The sequence below is a fragment of the Pedococcus sp. P2_A3 genome (assembly GCF_056405035.1).
Genome location: NZ_JBFUCW010000006.1, coordinates 66,350 through 83,089, shown reverse-complemented (window position 1 = coordinate 83,089; position 16,740 = coordinate 66,350). Strand labels below are relative to the sequence as shown.

At 70.1% G+C, this 16,740-nt stretch carries 20 protein-coding genes; 14 read left to right on the top strand and 6 right to left on the bottom strand.

Annotated elements, in window-relative coordinates:
- Window positions 1-194 precede the first annotated feature (194 nt).
- Window positions 195-914, top strand: coding sequence for an HU family DNA-binding protein (locus AC1DX8_RS06705; protein WP_477629140.1), 720 nt, complete (start codon window positions 195-197; stop codon window positions 912-914).
- Window positions 915-1,002: 88 nt separating this feature from the next.
- The gene (gene murA, locus AC1DX8_RS06700; protein ID WP_477629139.1) at window positions 1,003-2,319 is read left to right on the top strand and encodes a UDP-N-acetylglucosamine 1-carboxyvinyltransferase; all 1,317 of its coding nucleotides are present in this window, start codon (window positions 1,003-1,005) and stop codon (window positions 2,317-2,319) included.
- A gap of 63 nt (window positions 2,320-2,382) precedes the next feature.
- On the opposite strand, the gene cofC is transcribed toward murA, so the two are convergent.
- The gene (gene cofC, locus AC1DX8_RS06695; protein ID WP_477629138.1) at window positions 2,383-3,240 is read right to left on the bottom strand and encodes a 2-phospho-L-lactate guanylyltransferase; all 858 of its coding nucleotides are present in this window, start codon (window positions 3,238-3,240) and stop codon (window positions 2,383-2,385) included.
- A 168-nt stretch (window positions 3,241-3,408) separates the two neighbouring features.
- Here cofC and AC1DX8_RS06690 point away from each other — a divergent pair, with 168 nt between their 5' ends.
- The gene (locus AC1DX8_RS06690) at window positions 3,409-4,098 is read left to right on the top strand and encodes a lysophospholipid acyltransferase family protein (RefSeq protein ID WP_477629237.1); all 690 of its coding nucleotides are present in this window, start codon (window positions 3,409-3,411) and stop codon (window positions 4,096-4,098) included.
- Entirely contained in the window at window positions 4,095-5,093 is a 999-nt protein-coding gene (locus tag AC1DX8_RS06685; RefSeq protein WP_477629137.1) for an NAD(P)H-dependent glycerol-3-phosphate dehydrogenase, read from the top strand. Before AC1DX8_RS06690 ends, AC1DX8_RS06685 begins: the two co-directional genes overlap by 4 nt.
- 21 nt (window positions 5,094-5,114) lie before the next feature.
- Here AC1DX8_RS06685 and AC1DX8_RS06680 read toward each other — a convergent pair whose 3' ends face one another.
- The gene (locus AC1DX8_RS06680; protein WP_477629136.1) at window positions 5,115-5,324 is read right to left on the bottom strand and encodes a DUF6582 domain-containing protein; all 210 of its coding nucleotides are present in this window, start codon (window positions 5,322-5,324) and stop codon (window positions 5,115-5,117) included.
- 182 nt (window positions 5,325-5,506) lie between these two features.
- On the opposite strand from AC1DX8_RS06680, the gene AC1DX8_RS06675 reads away from it, so the two are divergent.
- From AC1DX8_RS06675 to AC1DX8_RS06655, 5 genes are all read left to right on the top strand, one after another.
- Window positions 5,507-6,166 carry a Type 1 glutamine amidotransferase-like domain-containing protein gene (locus AC1DX8_RS06675; protein ID WP_477629135.1) on the top strand — a complete coding sequence of 220 codons (660 nt, stop codon included), beginning with the start codon at window positions 5,507-5,509 and terminating at the stop codon, window positions 6,164-6,166.
- A 1,229-nt stretch (window positions 6,167-7,395) separates the two neighbouring features.
- Complete coding sequence (locus tag AC1DX8_RS06670; protein ID WP_477629134.1) at window positions 7,396-7,920, top strand: alternate-type signal peptide domain-containing protein; 525 nt, start codon at window positions 7,396-7,398, stop codon at window positions 7,918-7,920.
- 6 nt (window positions 7,921-7,926) lie between these two features.
- The gene (locus AC1DX8_RS06665; protein ID WP_477629133.1) at window positions 7,927-8,517 is read left to right on the top strand and encodes a signal peptidase I; all 591 of its coding nucleotides are present in this window, start codon (window positions 7,927-7,929) and stop codon (window positions 8,515-8,517) included.
- Window positions 8,514-9,092 (top strand): TasA family protein, encoded by a 579-nt coding sequence (locus tag AC1DX8_RS06660; protein ID WP_477629132.1) that lies wholly within the window; start codon window positions 8,514-8,516, stop codon window positions 9,090-9,092. The genes AC1DX8_RS06665 and AC1DX8_RS06660 overlap by 4 nt, the downstream gene beginning before the upstream one ends.
- Before the next feature lie 4 nt (window positions 9,093-9,096).
- Window positions 9,097-10,098: a signal peptidase I gene (locus tag AC1DX8_RS06655; RefSeq protein ID WP_477629131.1), complete on the top strand. Its 1,002-nt coding sequence runs from the start codon at window positions 9,097-9,099 to the stop codon at window positions 10,096-10,098.
- A gap of 33 nt (window positions 10,099-10,131) precedes the next feature.
- Here the strand turns inward: AC1DX8_RS06655 and AC1DX8_RS06650 are convergent, their stop codons facing one another.
- On the bottom strand, window positions 10,132-11,220 hold the full coding sequence (locus tag AC1DX8_RS06650) for a trans-sulfuration enzyme family protein (protein WP_477629130.1): 1,089 nt from the start codon (window positions 11,218-11,220) through the stop codon (window positions 10,132-10,134).
- A gap of 74 nt (window positions 11,221-11,294) precedes the next feature.
- On the opposite strand from AC1DX8_RS06650, the gene AC1DX8_RS06645 reads away from it, so the two are divergent.
- Window positions 11,295-12,425, top strand: coding sequence for a D-alanine--D-alanine ligase family protein (locus AC1DX8_RS06645; protein WP_477629129.1), 1,131 nt, complete (start codon window positions 11,295-11,297; stop codon window positions 12,423-12,425).
- Window positions 12,426-12,443: 18 nt separating this feature from the next.
- Here AC1DX8_RS06645 and AC1DX8_RS06640 read toward each other — a convergent pair whose 3' ends face one another.
- Window positions 12,444-12,872, bottom strand: coding sequence for a DUF309 domain-containing protein (locus AC1DX8_RS06640; RefSeq protein ID WP_477629128.1), 429 nt, complete (start codon window positions 12,870-12,872; stop codon window positions 12,444-12,446).
- Between the two features lie 338 nt (window positions 12,873-13,210).
- Here AC1DX8_RS06640 and AC1DX8_RS06635 point away from each other — a divergent pair, with 338 nt between their 5' ends.
- From AC1DX8_RS06635 to AC1DX8_RS06620, 4 genes are all read left to right on the top strand, one after another.
- On the top strand, window positions 13,211-13,486 hold the full coding sequence (locus tag AC1DX8_RS06635; RefSeq protein WP_477629127.1) for a hypothetical protein: 276 nt from the start codon (window positions 13,211-13,213) through the stop codon (window positions 13,484-13,486).
- Window positions 13,487-13,673: 187 nt separating this feature from the next.
- Window positions 13,674-14,114, top strand: coding sequence for an SRPBCC family protein (locus tag AC1DX8_RS06630; protein WP_477629126.1), 441 nt, complete (start codon window positions 13,674-13,676; stop codon window positions 14,112-14,114).
- Window positions 14,115-14,265: 151 nt separating this feature from the next.
- Window positions 14,266-14,868, top strand: coding sequence for a DUF1326 domain-containing protein (locus AC1DX8_RS06625; protein ID WP_477629125.1), 603 nt, complete (start codon window positions 14,266-14,268; stop codon window positions 14,866-14,868).
- A 4-nt stretch (window positions 14,869-14,872) separates the two neighbouring features.
- Window positions 14,873-15,697, top strand: a complete 825-nt coding sequence (locus AC1DX8_RS06620) for a DUF2182 domain-containing protein (protein WP_477629124.1) — start codon at window positions 14,873-14,875, stop codon at window positions 15,695-15,697.
- Window positions 15,698-15,769: 72 nt separating this feature from the next.
- On the opposite strand, the gene AC1DX8_RS06615 is transcribed toward AC1DX8_RS06620, so the two are convergent.
- A complete protein-coding gene (locus tag AC1DX8_RS06615) occupies window positions 15,770-16,141 on the bottom strand; it encodes a hypothetical protein (RefSeq protein WP_477629123.1) in 372 nt (123 codons plus the stop codon).
- Between the two features lie 111 nt (window positions 16,142-16,252).
- A complete protein-coding gene (locus tag AC1DX8_RS06610) occupies window positions 16,253-16,681 on the bottom strand; it encodes a hypothetical protein (protein ID WP_477629122.1) in 429 nt (142 codons plus the stop codon).
- Between the last annotated feature and the right edge of the window lie 59 nt (window positions 16,682-16,740).

Here is a 16,740-nt window from a genome sequence, read left to right as displayed (position 1 = left end):
GTTTGGCCGCGCCAGGCTGTCCAGAGAGCCTCGTGACGCGCCGCAATCCGTTGCGACACAACAGATCGGGCGCCGAGATGGTGGACTCGCAAGCACAACCGCCCTAACGTCAGACCCAAGTCGAGCACTGGCTCGGCCGCTCACCCTCGTCGGGCTAAGGGGTCCGGCATCACCAACCCTATGAAGGGGAAGACGTGAACAAGGCAGAACTGATCAAGGAGCTGGAGAGCCGCCTCGGCAGCCGGAAGGCAGCCAGCGACGCACTGACGGCCGTCGTGGACGTGGTCATCCGCGAGGTGGCCAAGGGCGGCAGCGTCGCCATCACCGGCTTCGGAACGTTCGAGCAGGCCGCCCGTGCAGCTCGCACCGGCCGCAACCCGCGCACCGGTGCCAGCGTCAAGATCAAGAAGACCGTGGTGCCGAAGTTCCGCGCCGGCTCGGCCTTCAAGGAGGTCGTCAAGAACCCGCGCTCGCTGCCGAAGGCTGCCGTTGCCGGCGCCCGTGCAGCTGCGGGCACGGCCACCAAGGCTGCCGCCGTCGGTACCAAGAAGGCGGCTCCTGCGAAGAAGGCCGCTCCGGCCAAGAAGGCTGCTCCCGCGAAGAAGGCGGCACCGGCCAAGAAGGCTGCTCCCGCGAAGAAGGCGGTCGTGACCAAGGCGGCACCGGCCAAGAAGGCGGCTCCCGCGAAGAAGGCAGTCGTGAAGAAGGCGGCTCCCGCGAAGAAGGCGGTCGTGAAGAAGGCCGCCCCGGCCAAGAAGGCGGCCCCCGCGAAGAAGGTGGCGCCGGCCAAGAAGGCCGCGCCCGCGAAGAAGGCAGTCGCGAAGAAGGCGGCACCGGCCAAGAAGGCGGCTCCCGCGAAGAAGGCGGCACCGGCCAAGAAGGCCGCGACGAAGCGCGCGGCAAAGAAGGCCTGAGTCACACCAGCCCCATCACGGAGGCCGGCACCCGATCGGGTGTCGGCCTCCGTCGCGTGGCCGGAGCGCGGGGTGGGATGCTTGGCCCATGGCAGACATCCTCACCGTGAATGGCGGCGTACCGCTGGTCGGCGACCTCGAGGTCAGGGGTGCCAAGAACCTGGTCTCCAAGGCGATGGTGGCCGCGCTGCTCGCGGAGGGACCGTGTCGGCTCCGAGGGGTGCCCGAGATCTCCGACGTGAAGATCGTGTCGGGGCTGCTGGAGCTCCACGGCGTCAAGATCGACTCGACCGACCGGGACGGCGAGCTGCTGCTCGACCCCACGAACGTCGAGCAGGCGCACGTGGCCGACATCGACGCGCACGCCGGATCGTCGCGGGTGCCGGTGCTGCTCTGCGGTCCGCTGCTCCACCGGCTCGGCGAGGCGTTCATCCCCGACCTCGGCGGGTGTCGCATCGGCGAGCGACCGATCAACTACCACCTCGACGTGCTGCGCCAGTTCGGCGCCGATGTCCAGAAGCGTCCTGAGGGACTGCGCCTGACCGCCGCCAACGGGCTCAAGGGCACCCGCATCAAGCTGCCGTACCCCTCCGTCGGAACGACCGAGCAGGTGCTGTTGACCGCGGTCCGCGCCCAGGGCGTCACCGAGCTGCGCAACGCCGCCGTCGAGCCCGAGATCCTCGACCTCATCGCGGTGCTCCAGAAGATGGGGGCGATCATCAGCGTCGAGACCGACCGGGTCATCAAGATCGACGGGGTCGACCAGCTCGGGGGTTACGACCACCTGGCCATCCCCGACCGGATCGAGGCGGGTTCGTGGGCCTGCGCGGCACTGGCGACCAAGGGCGACATCTACGTCCGCGGCGCCCAGCAGCAGGCGATGATGCCCTTCCTCAACGTCTTCCGGAAGATCGGGGGCGACTTCGACATCGACGACGAGGGCATCCGCTTCTGGCACGCCGGGGGCACCCTCAACTCGCTCGTGCTGGAGACCGACGTGCACCCCGGGTTCATGACCGACTGGCAGCAGCCACTGGTCGTCGCCCTGACCCAGACCACGGGGCTGTCGATCGTCCACGAGACGGTCTACGAGAACCGCCTGGGGTTCACGGAGGCGCTGGGGGAGATGGGCGCAGTCGTGCAGCTCTACAAGGAGTGCCTGGGTGGTTCGCCGTGCCGCTTCGGCCGGGCCAACTTCCGCCACAGCGCCGTGATCTCCGGCCCCACGCCGCTCAAGGGAGCGGAGATCACGGTCCCCGACCTGCGCGGTGGGTTCAGCTACCTCATCGCCGCGCTGGCCGCCGAGGGGCAGTCCAAGGTGCACGGCATCGAGCTGATCTACCGGGGTTACGAGCGGTTCTCCGAGAAGCTCGACTCCTTGGGGGCCGACTACGAGGTCGGCTGAGCCGCCTCGCCCGATCGCGGCCCACACTGGGGCCAGACGACGGTGGGCTCACACGACTGGTGTTCAGCCGATCGTCTGGTCGTCGCCGATGCCCACGATCCAGAGCCGGTCGACCGTCGTGCCCTCACCGAGGTCGATGCTGAGCCGCTGGCCGACCCGCAGGTGCCTCAGGGCGCTGGCTGCGAAGACAGCCGAGCTGAAGCGCACCTCGCGCCCGTCGTCGAGCAGCGCGGAGCCGGCGCCGGTCTCCTCGTCGAAGCTGTGCACGCTCGCCTGCATGGGCGGCAGCGTAGCCGGGGCCGCCGCGAGGACGCCCGCGGTGGCCGCCCCGACCCCGAGCGCGAGGGCGGCTCGGAGGGCCCGGTCGTCGTCGACGTCGGTGCGCAGCCGGGGCAGGGCGAGCTCCAGGCGGTGGTGCCCGGCCGCCTCGTGCCGGGCCGCGGACCCCTCACCGAACGACGGCTGCAGGGACGTGCCCTCCACGGCAGTCAGCAGGACGGTCCCCGTCCCGGACGCGTCCGGCACCAGTGCCAGCGGATGCGCCACGGCGACCGCGAGTGCGGACACGAGGTCATCGGGTCGCAGCGACGGCAGGTCTCCCAGCAGCACCGCCACCGGCCCCTCAGGATCCGTGGCGACGGCCTGGTCGCGACCCGCCACCACGGCGGCGTCGAGGCCCGCACCCGGGTCCGCGACGATCCTCGCGCCCAGCCCACGAGCCACCGCTCGCACCCGCTCGTCGGAGGTGACGACGAGCACCCGACCCGGCGGCATACCGGCGCAGCAGGCGGTGAGGCAGTCGGTGGCGAGGGCCAGGGCAAGGTCCTCGCGACCGACCCCGGCAGGGGGGTGGAGGCGCGACTTCGCGCTCGCCCCGCCCTTGACGGGGACGACGAGGTGCCAGCGGGCGGGAGAGGTCATCGCGACGATCGTCCCAGTGCTGGCGCGCTTGCTCGACACCGACCCCGCGAGCCGGGAGGATGCTCACTCACCCGCTCCCGTCGAGATGGAGGACACGTGACCGCCCGCGGCGCACGCGCTCTGCCCTTCGCCTACCGATTCGTGGTGGCGATCCTGCGGCCGCTGCTGATGGTCATCACCAAGCGCGACTGGAGAGGCGTGGAGAACCTGCCGGCCTCCGGTGGTTTCGTCGTCGCCCCCAACCACCTCTCGTACGTCGACCCCCTCGCCTTTGCGCACTTCCTCGTCGACAACGACCACCCGCCGTTCTTCCTCGGCAAGGAGGGTGTCTTCCGCATCCCCGTGGTGGGGGCCATCCTGCGCGGCGCCGAGCAGATCCCGGTCTACCGCAACACGGGGCAGGCGGCCGATGCGTTCCGTGCGGCCGTCGCCGCGGTCGAGAGCGGCAAGTGCGTCGCGGTCTACCCCGAGGGCACCTTGACGCGCGATCCCGACATCTGGCCGATGGTCGGCAAGACCGGCGCCGCCCGCATCGCCCTGGCGACGCGGTGCCCCGTCGTGCCGGTTGCCCAGTGGGGCCCGCAGGATCTGCTCGCGCCCTACGGCAAGCGGCTGCGGCTCTTCCCGCGCAAGACCATGCACGTCACGGCGGGACCGCCGGTCGACCTCAGCGACCTCTACGACAAGCCCGTGACCGGGGCCCTGCTCCGCGAGGCGACCGACCGCATCATGGCCGCCATCACGACGGAGCTCGAGACCATCCGTGGCGCCAAGGCGCCTGCCGAGCGGTTCGACTCCCGCAAGCACGGGCTGCCCGAGACAGGGAACTTCCACCGCAAGCAGGGAGAAGGCGCATGACGACGGCTGCGGTGTTCGGGACGGGCAGCTGGGGCACGGCGTATGCCGCGGTGCTGGCTGACGGCGGCACGACCGTCCGCATGTGGGGCCGCCGCCAGGCAGTGGTCGACCAGATCAACGCGGGGAGCAACGAGGACTACCTGCCCGGCATACCGCTCCCGTCTGGCATCACGGCCACGACCGACCCGGCAGAGTCCGCCGAGGGCGCCGACATCATCGTGCTCGCAGTGCCGTCGCAGACCTTGCGGGCCAACCTCGCGAACTGGGGCGCGGTGCTGCCCTCCGACGCCGCGATCGTCTCGCTGATGAAGGGTGTCGAGCTCGGCACCACCAAGCGGATGAGCGAGGTGATCGCCGAGGCCGGGGGAGTGGATGCCGGGCGCATCGTGGTCGTCTCGGGCCCCAACCTGGCCAAGGAGATCGCCCTGAAGCAGCCGGCCGCCAGTGTGGTCGCGTGCATCGACGAAGCGGTCGCAGCCAGGGTGGCAGAAGCCTCGAACCCGCCCTACTTCCGCCCGTACACCACGACGGACGTCGTCGGCGCCGAGCTCAGCGGAGCAGTGAAGAACGTCATCGCGCTCGCGGTGGGCATGGCCGAGGGGCTGGGCATGGGCGACAACTCCAAGGCCTCGATCATCACCCGGGGTCTCGCCGAGACGACGCGCCTCGGCATGGCGCTCGGCGCCGACCCGGTGACGTTCTCGGGGCTGGCTGGCGTCGGCGACCTCATCGCAACCTGCATGTCGCCGCTGTCGCGCAACCGCACGTTCGGGCTCAACCTCGGGCGCGGGATGGACGTGGCCGAGGTCATCGCGGTGACCAAGCAGACGGCTGAAGGCGTGAAGTCGTGCGAGTCGATCCTGCAGCTCGCGCACGACCACGGCGTCGACGTGCCGATCATCGAGCAGGTCGCGGCCGTCGTGCACGACGGCCGGCGCGCCGAGGACGTCGTCGGCGCGCTGATGGGACGCAGGCTCAAGAACGAGGCGCGCTGAGCGCCCGTTCGCGCCAGCGGGTCAGTCGTCCTTCTTCAGGCTCGGGTACTTCTTCTCCACGGCGGCCCGGACCTTCTTCTGCTCGGCCTCGGAGCCATGCTGTGCCACCCGGGCCAAGGCGTTCCGAGCGTGCTCGATGTCAGGGATCGGGTACTTCTCCTCGTCGGGCAACGCGAACGACGACTTCTTCAGGTTCTTGCGGTTCTTGCTGTCACTGAGATCCTTCGACATCGCGGTCTCCTTCCGTGAGGGTGTGCCTGGGTCCTACCCACTCGGGGCCTCGGCCAATCGTCAGGTGCGGCCCACCGAGCCATCGGGTGCCGCTGGTTGGATTGGCGCCTGGGACAGCGATGACCCAGCCGCGCGCCCCGGGTCTGTACCTCGAACCCACAAGACACATTTCGGGAGGCACTGTGAAGCTTCTTCTCACGTCCGGCGGCGTCACCAACGGGAGCATCCGCGATGCGCTGACCGACCTGCTCGGCAAGCCGATCGCCGACTCCGACGCCCTCTGCATCCCCACGGCGCAATGGGGCCACCCCCAGTGCGGCCCGGCCTCGGTGCGAGGTTTCGTCAGCGGCCTGCCGCCGTGGGGTGGCATGTCCACCCTGGGCTGGAAGTCGCTGGGCGTGCTCGAGCTCACCGCCCTGCCCAGCATCGGCGAGGAACGTTGGGTCCCCTGGGTCCGCGATGCTGACGTCCTGCTGGTGGACGGCGGGGACGCGACGTTCCTCTGCCACTGGATGCGGCAGTCAGGCCTGGCCGACCTGTTGCCATCGCTGCCCGAGCTGGTCTGGGTGGGAGTGAGCGCCGGCAGCATGGTGATGACTCCGCGGATCGGTGACTACTTCGTGGAGTGGCCGTCTGCGCCGGACGACAGGACGTTGGGTGTCGTCGACTTCTCGATCTTCCCGCACCTGGACGTGTTCCCGACCAACACCCTGGCCAACGCACAGTCGTGGGCGGAGGGCATCGCGGGTCCGGCCTATGCCATCGACGACCAGACCGCCATCAAGGTGGCCGACGGCACGGTGGAGGTTGTCAGCGAGGGGGAGTGGCGGCGCCTCGCGTAGCCGCCTGTGGAAGACTCCGCGGCGTGCAGACGGCCTCAACAGCGCGGGTGTCCGACGTCGTCGAGTGGTCCGTCGATCCGACTCCTGCTCGTGTGCGCTTCGCCGGGGCGGTGCAGCTTGTCGGTTTCACCACACGTGCCGTCATCAACCCGACTGGCTCTAGGGACGTGATGTCATCGTCCCGCTCACGGGGCTACGGGTGATGAGGGGGCAGGCCAAGCACCGACTCAGCCGGGGCCGCCACGCCACGGCCCAATGGGTGCTCGAGCTGGCAGGCGACCGTGAGCGCATCACGGTCACAGGCCCGTGGCTCACCTTGGCATGGATGGGACACCTGGCCGGATGGCCTGAGCCCTCGCTCTAGTGGCCCTCGGAGACCAGGTCATTCGCCGAGATGGACAGCCGGCACAGCTCACGCTGTGAAGTCGGTCCACGTGCGCCCGTTCCAGAAGCGCCATTGGGCCTCACGCCAAGGGTCTGGGGGCTACAGGGGCGTACTGGAATGGCGAGGAAGGGTGGCCCCGCCTCCACAGTGCGACGACGACCGCTCCGCCGCCCGCCACCAGCAACGCCACGCCGCCCATCAGAGCTCGCTGCCCTACTGCCAGAACTGCCAACCATGAGGCGCCCGAGGCAGCTCAAGCGGCGGAACCCATCCCCTGGGTGGACTCCACCTGTGGGGCGGCTGCGGCCAGTTCGGCGGAGCGCAGAATCGGTAGCTCCGGTCCCGCACGTGCCAGAACATGGACCACGCGGCGGCGACCCCGGCTACGAGGAGCAGTAGCAGCCCGACCCCGGCCACCGTCGTTGGCTCCGGCCCGCACTGGGCGTCGCCGGGCACACAGGGGTCCGACGGAACACCCAACGCCATGACCCCGAGCAGGCCGAAGAACGCGAGGACGCCGGCAAGGACCCATCCCGACACGATCAAGGCTGTGTGCCGCGGCCGGTCGTCGTACGCATGAGCCGTGCGCGGATCAGGCGGCATGCTCTCCATCGCCGAAGTACATCAGCGACGCCGGGCCGAGCCGAGGAGGAGAGCCTCGCTGCGACGCAATCGTGACCGGCGTCTCTGGCGGCATCAGGTCGGCGGGCGTCCGCTCCTTGCGGCGATTCGGGTGGTGTGTCTTCCACTGCGTAAGGACTGCGGCGTGTGCGCCGTCTTCACGGGGACGGATCAACGCGATGCGGCCCGCTGGTAGCGGCTGGCCGCTTGGGAAGGGACCACCATGAAGAAGTCTACGAAGGGCGCACTGGCCACCGCGGCCGCAGCGGTGCTGCTGCTCGGAGGAGCCGGGACACTGGCGTACTGGAACGACAGCGGCACGGTGCCCGGAGGCACGATCGCGAGCGGCCGGCTGGACCTGGGGACACCGGACTGTGGAGCAGGCTGGACGCTGGACGGCGGGGCCGCCTTCACCACGCAGCTGCTCGTCCCCGGTGACACGTTGACCAAGGTCTGCACGGTCGACCTCGTGGCAACGGGTGCACACCTCGGCGCCGACCTCGCCGTGGACACGCCCTCGTGGGCTGCCACGAACCCCCTCACCAGCGAGCTGACCGCCTCGGCGACCTTCATGGTCAACGGCGTCGCGAAGTCCCACGTCACGTCCGCCGACGACACCGGCACGGGTGAGATCCAGGCTTCGGTGGTCGTCGTCTTCGACGGCCCGGCGGCAACGGACGCGAGTCAAGGTCTCACGGCGACGCTCAACGGGGTCAACCTCGTCGCATCGCAGACCCACGACGGCTGACCGTCGGTGACCGACCGGCCGGTGGTCGAGGCGAGCCGTCCCCTCCGGACCAGCCCCCGAGGCGCGTCGGGGTTCGTCCTGGCGGCGCTCGCCTGGGGAGTCCTGTTCGCCGCGGGCGGTGCCCTGGTCGTGGCGGTCATCATCCCGCGAGTGTTCGGCGCCACCCCGTATGCCGTGCTGACCAGTTCGATGAGCCCGTCCCTGCCCGCAGGCACGTTGGTCGTGGTGCGACCGGTGCGGCCGGAGTCGATCGGGGTCGGGGCGGTCATCACCTATCAGCTGCGGTCGGGCGAGCCCGAGGTCGTGACGCACCGGGTCGTCGCGCAGGCCGTCGATGGTGCGGGCGCCCGTTCATTCCGGACCCGCGGGGATGCCAACGACGTCACCGACCCGGGCTGGGTCAGACCCGTGCAGGTCAAGGGCGAGGTCTGGTATGCCGTGCCACAGCTCGGACGGCTCTACGCCGCCCTGAGCGGGCGGGAGCACCAACAGCTCGTCTATCTCGCGGCGGCGGCCCTGCTCGCCTACGCGGCCGCCATGTTCGCCGGATCGCTCCGGGACCGATCGCGGAACACGACTGATGGGGGAGACGCATGACCGAACCACGCCATCGCAAGTCCGTCCGGGCCCGGGCCGCGCTCGGGTTGGGCGCCGTCCTCCTCGTCGGGGTGAACGGCACCTACGCGCTCTGGAGCGACACGGTGCCGGTGACCGGCGTGACCATCTCGTCCGGCACCCTGGACCTCACGGTCAACACCCTCGACTCGGTGCCGTCCTACACGGACCTCAGCCTGAGCGGGATGGTGCCGGGCAACACCGTTGCGGGCGTCCTCACCGTGCGCAACGCCGGCACTGTCCCGTTGACCTACTACGCGACGGCCGCCGCCAGCAACGCCGACGGCAAGGGCCTCGGTGCTGCCCTGGTCGTCAAGGTGACCGCTGACTCCGCCGTGACCGGCACTGCCCCGGCCCGCACCTGCGCCGGCACCGCGCTGGCCCAGACCGGCACCGCCTTCTCGGGGAACCTCGTGGGCGCCCCGGCGACCCAGCGATCCCTCGCGGTCGGGGCGTCCGAGACGCTCTGCGTGCAGGCGACGTTGCCGAGCACGGCGGCCAGCTCACTGCAGGGCGCCACCACGAACGTCTCACTCACCTTCACCGCGAGCCAGTGAGCCGATGAGCTCTCGACAGTTGTTCCACCGAGCGGGCGACCTCGCGCTGACCATCGGTGCGGGCATCGGATGCCTGTGCCTCCTCATGGTGCTGGCCGGTGCGGTGTGCGGGCTGCGCCCCGTGGTCGTGCTGTCCGGGTCGATGTCCCCATCGATCCCGGCGGGCAGCCTTGCCCTCGTCCGCCCCGTGTCGGCGGCAGGGCTGCATACCGGAGACGTCGTCACCGTCGCGGACGGCGACCACCAGGTCACCCACCGCATCGTCTCCATCAGCCGCCACGCAGCGTCGGCGACGCTGCGGCTGAAGGGGGACGCCAACGCGCGCGCCGACGAGCAGTCGTACGAGGTCCGGTCGGCGCCGCGCGTGGTCGCCTCCGTGGCCGGAGCCGGTCGCGTCATCGCGTGGCTCTCGCGCCCGCCGGGCGTCTTCGTGCTGGCGGGGTATGCCGCGCTGCTCCTCACGATCCTCACGAACCGACCCGGCGCGGGCGGGGTGGGAGACGGCACGCGAGGTGGGTCTGCTGGCACCCCCGAGAGGGCTCGGCTGGTCCCTCGGGGCAGGAGGACCTTGGGCAGCCGACGGATCCCTGAACACCTCGCGCGCGGGGTGCGTCGGGCCTGCGTCGGGGTCGTGGTCCTCGGTCTCGGGGCCGTCCACGCAGCACCTGCGCGGGCGGCCTGGGGTGATGCCGTGGCGGTCTCCGGCAGCACGGTGAGCACCGCCACGGTCCCTGCTCCGGCCACCTTCACCTGCGGCACCCTCGGCGTGCTGTCCGTGACGTTCAACTGGACCGCTGTCGCCGGGGCCACGAGCTACACCGTCCACTACGGCTCCGGAGGCTCCCAGACGACCACCGTTGCCGGGACCTCCACGACGATCGTCACTGCCATCGCCGGTGGCACGGCCTGGGTGCAGGCCAACCGCAACTACGGTGCGACGACGTGGACCTCGACGGCCTCGGTCACCCGCTCCTACACCGTGGCCGTCGTCAGCCTCTGCGCCTGAGCTGGTCGGCCGGCCACGCCGGGGAGGCGGGTGTCAGGTGGCAGCCGTGCCGTTCCCGAGGGCGCGGTCGAGGTCGTACCAGAGGTCGTCGACGTCCTCGATGCCCACCGACAGGCGAAGCAGGGCCTCGGGAACCGTGGCTGGCTCCGCGGGGTGGCGGCGGCGACGTTCGATCTGCGACTCGACCCCGCCGAGACTGGTCGAGTGGGTCCACAGCTCGGTGGCGGCAGCAACGCGTTCGGCGCCCTCCGCCCCACCGGGCACCTCGATGGCGATGATGGCGCCGAAGCCGGGGTACCGGGTGGTCTCGACACCGGGGTGGCCGGCGAGGCGCTCGGCCAGCTCGCGGGCGTTGGCCGTCGCCCGCTCGAGGCGCACGTGCAGGGTGCGCAGGCCGCGCAGGGCGAGCCACGTCTCCATCGGGCCGGCGATCGCACCGTTGAGCAGCCGGGCCGTGGCGAGCCGGCCGCCGAGCTCGCGGCCGGCATCGGTCGCAGGCGTGACCAACGCGCCGAGGATGACGTCGGAGTGGCCCGACAGGTACTTGGTCACCGAATGGAGCACCACGTCGACGCCGTCGCTGAGCGGCTGCTGCACCAACGGCGTGGCGAAGGTGTTGTCACACACGGTCAGCGCGCCAGCCTCGCGCGCCATCGCGGTCAGGGCGCGGACGTCGGAGACCTCGAGCATCGGGTTGGTGGGCGACTCGACCCACAGCATCGCCGCGCCCTCGAGGGCTGCGCGCACCTGCTGCTGGTCGGTCGGGTCGACGCGGCGGACGACCGCGGCGCCGGTGGAGGCGAGCTGGTCCAGGAGCGCCGTGGTGCCGTTGTACGCGTGCGACGGGACCACGACCGAGCCGCCATGCGGCACCAGCGTGAGGGCTGCCGAGACCGCTGCCATGCCCGACGCGAACACCAGGGCGTCCCCACCCTCGAGACTGCCGAGCGCCTCCTCGAAGGCCGACCACGTGGGGTTGCCCCCGCGCGCGTAGTTGACCGGGCCGTCGGCGAGGTAGGTCGAGGTGAACTCGAGGGGCGCGTTGACGCCCGCACCCGGCATACGAGGCTGGCGGCCGAGGGCGACGACGCGGGAGGCGGGGGAGAGGTGCTCGTGGCTCACGCTGCCAGCGTAGGCGGGGGGCCGTGCGAGCCGTGCGAGGTGCCCGACGAATGGGCGGGATACGCTCGTCGGCGATGAGCACTGACCAGCCCGCGCCCTCCAAGCCTCGCGTCGCCATCGTCTTCGGTGGCCGCTCGTCGGAGCACGCCGTGTCGTGCGCCACCGCAGCAGGGGTGATGCGGGCCATCGACCGCGACGCCTACGACGTGATCCCCATCGGCATCTCGCGGAACGGCCACTGGGTGCTCGCGGACGGCGACCCAGACCTGCTCCAGCTGACCTCGGACAGCACTCCCGAGGTCTCGGGTGAAGGAGCTGCCGTCGTGGTGCCGCTCTCGACCACCAACCGCACGCTCACGACCCTGGAGCCGAGCCAGGTGCCCGAGTCGCTGGGGGAGGTGGATGTCGTCTTTCCTTTGCTGCACGGGCCTTTCGGTGAGGACGGCACCATCCAGGGGATGCTTGAGATGGCGGACATCCGATACGTCGGCTCGGGGGTGTTCGCCTCGGCTGCGGGAATGGACAAGCACTACATGAAGGTCCTGTTCGCTGGTGCCGGGCTTCCCGTCGGCCCGTATGTCGTGATCACCGACTCCCAGTGGCAGCGGGACAAGGCGGCGGCGATGGACGCGGTCGGAGCGCTCGACTACCCGGTGTTCGTGAAGCCGTCGCGGGCCGGGTCGAGCATGGGGATCTCGCGCGTGTCCTCGCCGGAGGCGCTCGAGGCAGCAATCGAGTTCGCGCGTGAGCACGACCGCAAGGTCATCGTGGAGCAGGGGATCGTGGGACGCGAGATCGAGTGCGCCGTGCTGCAGGGTCGCGGCACGGACGCGCCGAGGGTGTCGCACGTCGGTGAGATCGAGGTGACGGCTGAGGGTGGGCACGAGTTCTACGACTTCGAGGCCAAGTACCTCGACGACGGCGCCGTGCTGTCGTGCCCGGCGAACGTGCCCGACTCGGTGTCAGCGGAGGTGCAACGGCTCGCCGCCGCGGCGTTCGAGGCGCTGGGCTGCGAGGGACTCGCGCGGGTGGACTGCTTCTACACCGACACCGGTGACGTGATCATCAACGAGATCAACACGATGCCCGGCTTCACCCCGCACTCGATGTACCCCCAGATGTGGGAGGCGACCGGCTTGCCCTACCCCGAGCTGATCGACGAGCTCATCCAGCTCGCCCTCACCCGCCCCGTCGGCCTGCGCTGAGTCGCTGGCGCCGAGCGCTCACAGCGTTCCGAGGATCCGCGCCCGCTCCACCACTGAGTCCAGCTCGACGCCGTAGGCCGGGCGCCCCGTCGCCGCAAACGCGTCGAGCCGCTCGGCTGCGCGTGCGAAGAGCCGATCCGCACCGACCTGGTTCCCGCGGGCTGCATGCGTCATGGCGACACAGACCTGGGCAAGTCCCTGCCACAGGTCCCGTTCCTCGGTCGGCCCGGCCTTCCACCGTGCCTCCAGGACCTCATGGGCGGAGAACGGTCGGCCTGCGCCCACGAGCTCCCGGGCTGCCGCCAGGGTCGCTTCCGGGGGCAAGGGCTCTTCCGACACCGGCTCGACACCCTCCGCGCCGTAGGGGAGCGGGCGCCCCAGAGCGTCGCGGGGCCTTGCCTGGCGAGCCCGGCCCCCGGTGTCCCGGTCGCGATCAGGTCCTGTCATGCGACCAGTCTCCCCACTGATGCCACCGGACGGCCATTCGGCCGTGTGGGGCCGTCCAGCAGTGAGTGCCGCTGCGCACCACTTCAATCGAGGGGCGCCGTCGACCCGGTCGGCCGGACGCGCAACCAGCCCTCGGTGCACGTCGACCAGGACGGGGACGTGGCGGCGGTGCTCCGCAAGGTGCGCCTGCAGGCCACCGTGCTGGGCGACGACCGCAGCGTGCCCCGCTCACGGGCTCGTCCGTTCGTCGGGAGAGTCCAGCCCATCACCCGATCAACGGCAGCGTCCGACCGGGGTTCCATGGAGGGAGTGACACGACCTCCGGAAGGGCGGACCCGATGTTCGACTCGACACCCGAGCAGTCCATTGACCCGGTGGCTGCCTGCACCGTCGACGCGGTCCATCGACGCGACCACCACCATGACGCTGACACGGTCTGCCACCCGCACCTGATCGAGGTCGTCCACCTTGGTCTGCGCGCAGTGGCGGTGTGCCACGACTGTTGCCGGGACTCGGGCTTCCTCCCCGAGCGCGACGCCGACCGGCTTGCTTCAGTGCACCGAGAAGAGACGGCGGCAGACGGGCACTTCGCCTTCCCTTCCCGCGTGGCGTGAGGTCTGCCGTACCACACCTCTGAGGGCCTGGACCAATTCCACGACGGGGGCGCGCAGTCCGGTGCGGGCCCAGGTGTGATGGCGAAGGGCCCCAGGGCCGGCTCGACGGGACGGACGGACCTCGTGTCGCGGCGCTGCTGCGTACGCTGGTGGGAGTCGGCGTCTCGCGTGACAGGAGGCGGAGCGCATGGGTGTCCTGAGGTACTCGGTCTGGATCGAGGCCACGCCGGTGCAGGTCTGGCGCTCGTACGTCGACCCGACCAGCATCCCGGACTGGCAGACGGGGAGGCCGGTGGTCGAGGACGTGCACGGGCCTCCGGGAGCACCGGGATCCAGTTACGTCTCCAAGCGGGGCCCGTTGGCCGCTCGCACCACCGTGCTGAGCGCCGACGCCCCTCACGAACTGGTGACGAGGACAGAGGCGTACTTCGGTCTGCACCTCGAGGTGACCTCACGGCTCAGCGCGCGCTCCGGTGGCACCGACCTGCACCTCAGCGCAGCCACGCACTGGCCCCGCGGCTTCGGTCCCGTCGGAAGGATCGTGGAGATGGCAGTCCTCAGTCCCGGTGAGGCCCGCAAGGAGCTGGCGAATCTCAAGGCGCTCGTCGAGCGACGGGCCTCGGCGTGAGCGCCCTCGACCCGGCATACCGGCACGCCTGATCCCATGGTCCGGAAGGCAGGGACTTCCCCCCACCTCCGGCGTCGTGAGCGGGGTCCGTGGCCGTTGACGCTCATGGGTTGTGGCGGGAGACTTCTGTCGAGGGGTCAAGGGAGATGTGATGTCCTGGAACCTGGCTGGTAGTTATGTCGAGACGTGCTCGTGCGAGCTCATGTGCCCGTGCAACCTGTCGCTCGATCACGGTGCCACCTACGACTTCTGTCGTGTGACGCTCGTCTTCAACATCCGTGAAGGTGCCGTCGACAGCACCGACATCGGGGGATGCAAGGTCGCGTTGATTGCCGACACACCCAAGGTCATGACCGAGGGCAACTGGCGAGTGGGCGTGTTCGTCGACGACCGCGCCACCGATGCCCAGTTCGAGCAGCTCGTCCAGGTCTTCAGTGGACAGCTGGGTGGGCCGATGGCAGGACTCGCACCACTGATCGGCGAGATGCTGGGCGTCGAGCGGGCCACGATCGACATCGAGGACGACGGGCTGCGGCACAGCGTGCGCATCGGGAGCTCGATCGACTTCGAGATCGCCGACGTTGTTCCGTTCGGGGTGGAGTCCGGGGAGCCGGTGAAGTTCTCAGGCATGTTCCACCCAGTCGGTTCGGACCTGACCATGGCGGAGGCCAAGCGGTCGCGGATCAGCGCCTTCGGCATCGAGTACGAAGGGAAGACGGGGCTGTCGAAGTCTGACTTTGCGTGGACCGCCTGAGGCCATGACCGACATCAGGTCGGCGCCCCCCGGAGCCCGCGGAGGTCTGCGCCCTGCGCTTCTCGCCAGCCGCGCGCAGTGGGGACTCGTCGTGCTCCTGTTCCTCCTTGCCGCCGCAGCCTGGTGGTGGTCGGTCAGGCTCATGCGCGGCATGGACAACGGCCCCTGGACGGCCCTCGGCTCGTTTGGTTGGTTCGTCAGCGTCTGGGTGGTGATGATGGCGGCGATGATGTTCCCGTCCGTCGCTCCGACGATTGCCCTGTACGCGCGGATGAGCAGGAAGTCGCGCCTGATGCCGCTGGTCTTCGCCGGTGGCTACCTCGTGACGTGGGTTGCTGCCGGTGTCGTCGCCTTCCTGCTCGGGTGGGCAGCCAGCCGTGTCGCAGGCGGCGAGCTGTCCTGGGACCGCGCCGGTCGTCCCATCGCGGGCGCAGTGCTGATCCTGGCTGCTGGCTATGAGCTGACACCGCTGAAGAACGTCTGTCTCGGCAAGTGCCGGAGCCCGCTCGGCACCCTGCTCGGGTCGTGGCGCGGTGGATGGTCGGGCGCCCTGCGCATGGGTGCCGCCAACGGTGCGTGGTGTGTGGGGTGCTGCTGGGCCCTCATGGCGTCGTTGTTCGCTCTGGGGGTCATGAGTGTCGTCTGGATGGCGGTCGTGGCGGGTTTCATCGCGATCGAGAAGGTCCTGCCGTGGCGCCGAACGGCCACGTACGGCACAGCGGTCGTCCTGCTCGTCCTCGGGGTGGTCGTCCTCGTCGCACCGGATGCGCTGCCCGGCCTCACGGTTCCCGGAGACGACCCCATGCTCGTGACGCCCTCCATGAGCTGAAGAACGCGGTCGACCGGACACTGTCGCCCCAGAACGCGGCGGCTCGATGAGCCAACGGTCTCACGCCTTGCGTCACGACCCGGATACCAGCGTCACGGTCGCCAGCACCACCATCCAGATACCCAGGACCGCACCCAGGGCAGCGGGCAGGACTCCTGCCGGGCGGCCTTCCGACCGGGCCCTGCTGCCGTACCTGACTGCCGCTGCGCAGGGGAGGAGGAACAGAAGAATCCCCGGCACGTTCGCGACCAAGCCCACCCACAACGGCACGACCGCGTCCTCGGGCTTGTATCCGAGCAGTGCATAGAGTCCCTGGCCCACTGCGAACGCCACGAGAAAGGCGACGGGGATGAGCCCAACCGAGGTCCAGGCCCGTGCCAAGGCCGCGCCCTCACCTGCTCTCCCTCGTGAGGGACTCGGTGCGAGCTGCTTGTCGGTCTTCATCACATGCCTCCGTCGTGTGCTTCCAGCCTCTGCCGTGCACCTCGAGACCGGGAGGGTCTTTGGTCCGACTGATGCACGTCCGTCTCCTTCGCGTCCGCCTGCTGCCCATCGCTAGTCGCTCGCGCGACGGCGCAGCGCGTAGTACAGGACCGCGCCGACCACGGCGGCACCGACGAACCCGAAGAGGCTCACCATCAGCGTGTACGCGACGAGCGTCAGCGCGAGGAAGGCGATCGACACGATCCGTGCCGCCTTGGCCGACCGTTCGCGAGCGTGCTCCGCACGGACGGCCAGGATGACAGCGGAGGTGGGAGCCACCAGGGCGATGAGGGTCGACGTGCATCCGAGGAGCAGTCCCTGGACCACGCTGATGTGGGCAGCCCCCCGAGCCGGGAGAAGGTCGACGCCCCACGAGGTGGCCAGCGCGAAGAGGGCGCCCACGGACACGGCAAACCCGACTGGGATCAGGGCCACGCAGAGCCAGGCCCACACCACACCGCGCCGCTGTGCGACGGGCTTCGCTGCCAGGCGAGTTGTCATGGTGACCGCCTTGGTTGTCCACCGTGGGTGTGGTTCCAACCTGAGCCTTGCCGGGCTCG

Coding starts and splice junctions, on each gene's coding strand:
- AC1DX8_RS06690 (WP_477629237.1), top strand. CDS start 3,409: ATGGTCATCACCAAGCGCGACTGGAGAGGCGTGGAGAACCTGCCGGCC.
- AC1DX8_RS06685 (WP_477629137.1), top strand. CDS start 4,095: ATGACGACGGCTGCGGTGTTCGGGACGGGCAGCTGGGGCACGGCGTAT.
- AC1DX8_RS06660 (WP_477629132.1), top strand. CDS start 8,514: ATGACCGAACCACGCCATCGCAAGTCCGTCCGGGCCCGGGCCGCGCTC.
- AC1DX8_RS06635 (WP_477629127.1), top strand. CDS start 13,211: ATGTTCGACTCGACACCCGAGCAGTCCATTGACCCGGTGGCTGCCTGC.
- AC1DX8_RS06670 (WP_477629134.1), top strand. CDS start 7,396: ATGAAGAAGTCTACGAAGGGCGCACTGGCCACCGCGGCCGCAGCGGTG.
- AC1DX8_RS06645 (WP_477629129.1), top strand. CDS start 11,295: ATGAGCACTGACCAGCCCGCGCCCTCCAAGCCTCGCGTCGCCATCGTC.
- AC1DX8_RS06620 (WP_477629124.1), top strand. CDS start 14,873: ATGACCGACATCAGGTCGGCGCCCCCCGGAGCCCGCGGAGGTCTGCGC.
- AC1DX8_RS06630 (WP_477629126.1), top strand. CDS start 13,674: ATGGGTGTCCTGAGGTACTCGGTCTGGATCGAGGCCACGCCGGTGCAG.
- AC1DX8_RS06640 (WP_477629128.1), bottom strand. CDS start 12,872: ATGACAGGACCTGATCGCGACCGGGACACCGGGGGCCGGGCTCGCCAG.
- cofC (WP_477629138.1), bottom strand. CDS start 3,240: ATGACCTCTCCCGCCCGCTGGCACCTCGTCGTCCCCGTCAAGGGCGGG.
- AC1DX8_RS06615 (WP_477629123.1), bottom strand. CDS start 16,141: ATGAAGACCGACAAGCAGCTCGCACCGAGTCCCTCACGAGGGAGAGCA.
- murA (WP_477629139.1), top strand. CDS start 1,003: ATGGCAGACATCCTCACCGTGAATGGCGGCGTACCGCTGGTCGGCGAC.
- AC1DX8_RS06625 (WP_477629125.1), top strand. CDS start 14,266: ATGTCCTGGAACCTGGCTGGTAGTTATGTCGAGACGTGCTCGTGCGAG.
- AC1DX8_RS06655 (WP_477629131.1), top strand. CDS start 9,097: ATGAGCTCTCGACAGTTGTTCCACCGAGCGGGCGACCTCGCGCTGACC.
- AC1DX8_RS06680 (WP_477629136.1), bottom strand. CDS start 5,324: ATGTCGAAGGATCTCAGTGACAGCAAGAACCGCAAGAACCTGAAGAAG.
- AC1DX8_RS06610 (WP_477629122.1), bottom strand. CDS start 16,681: ATGACAACTCGCCTGGCAGCGAAGCCCGTCGCACAGCGGCGCGGTGTG.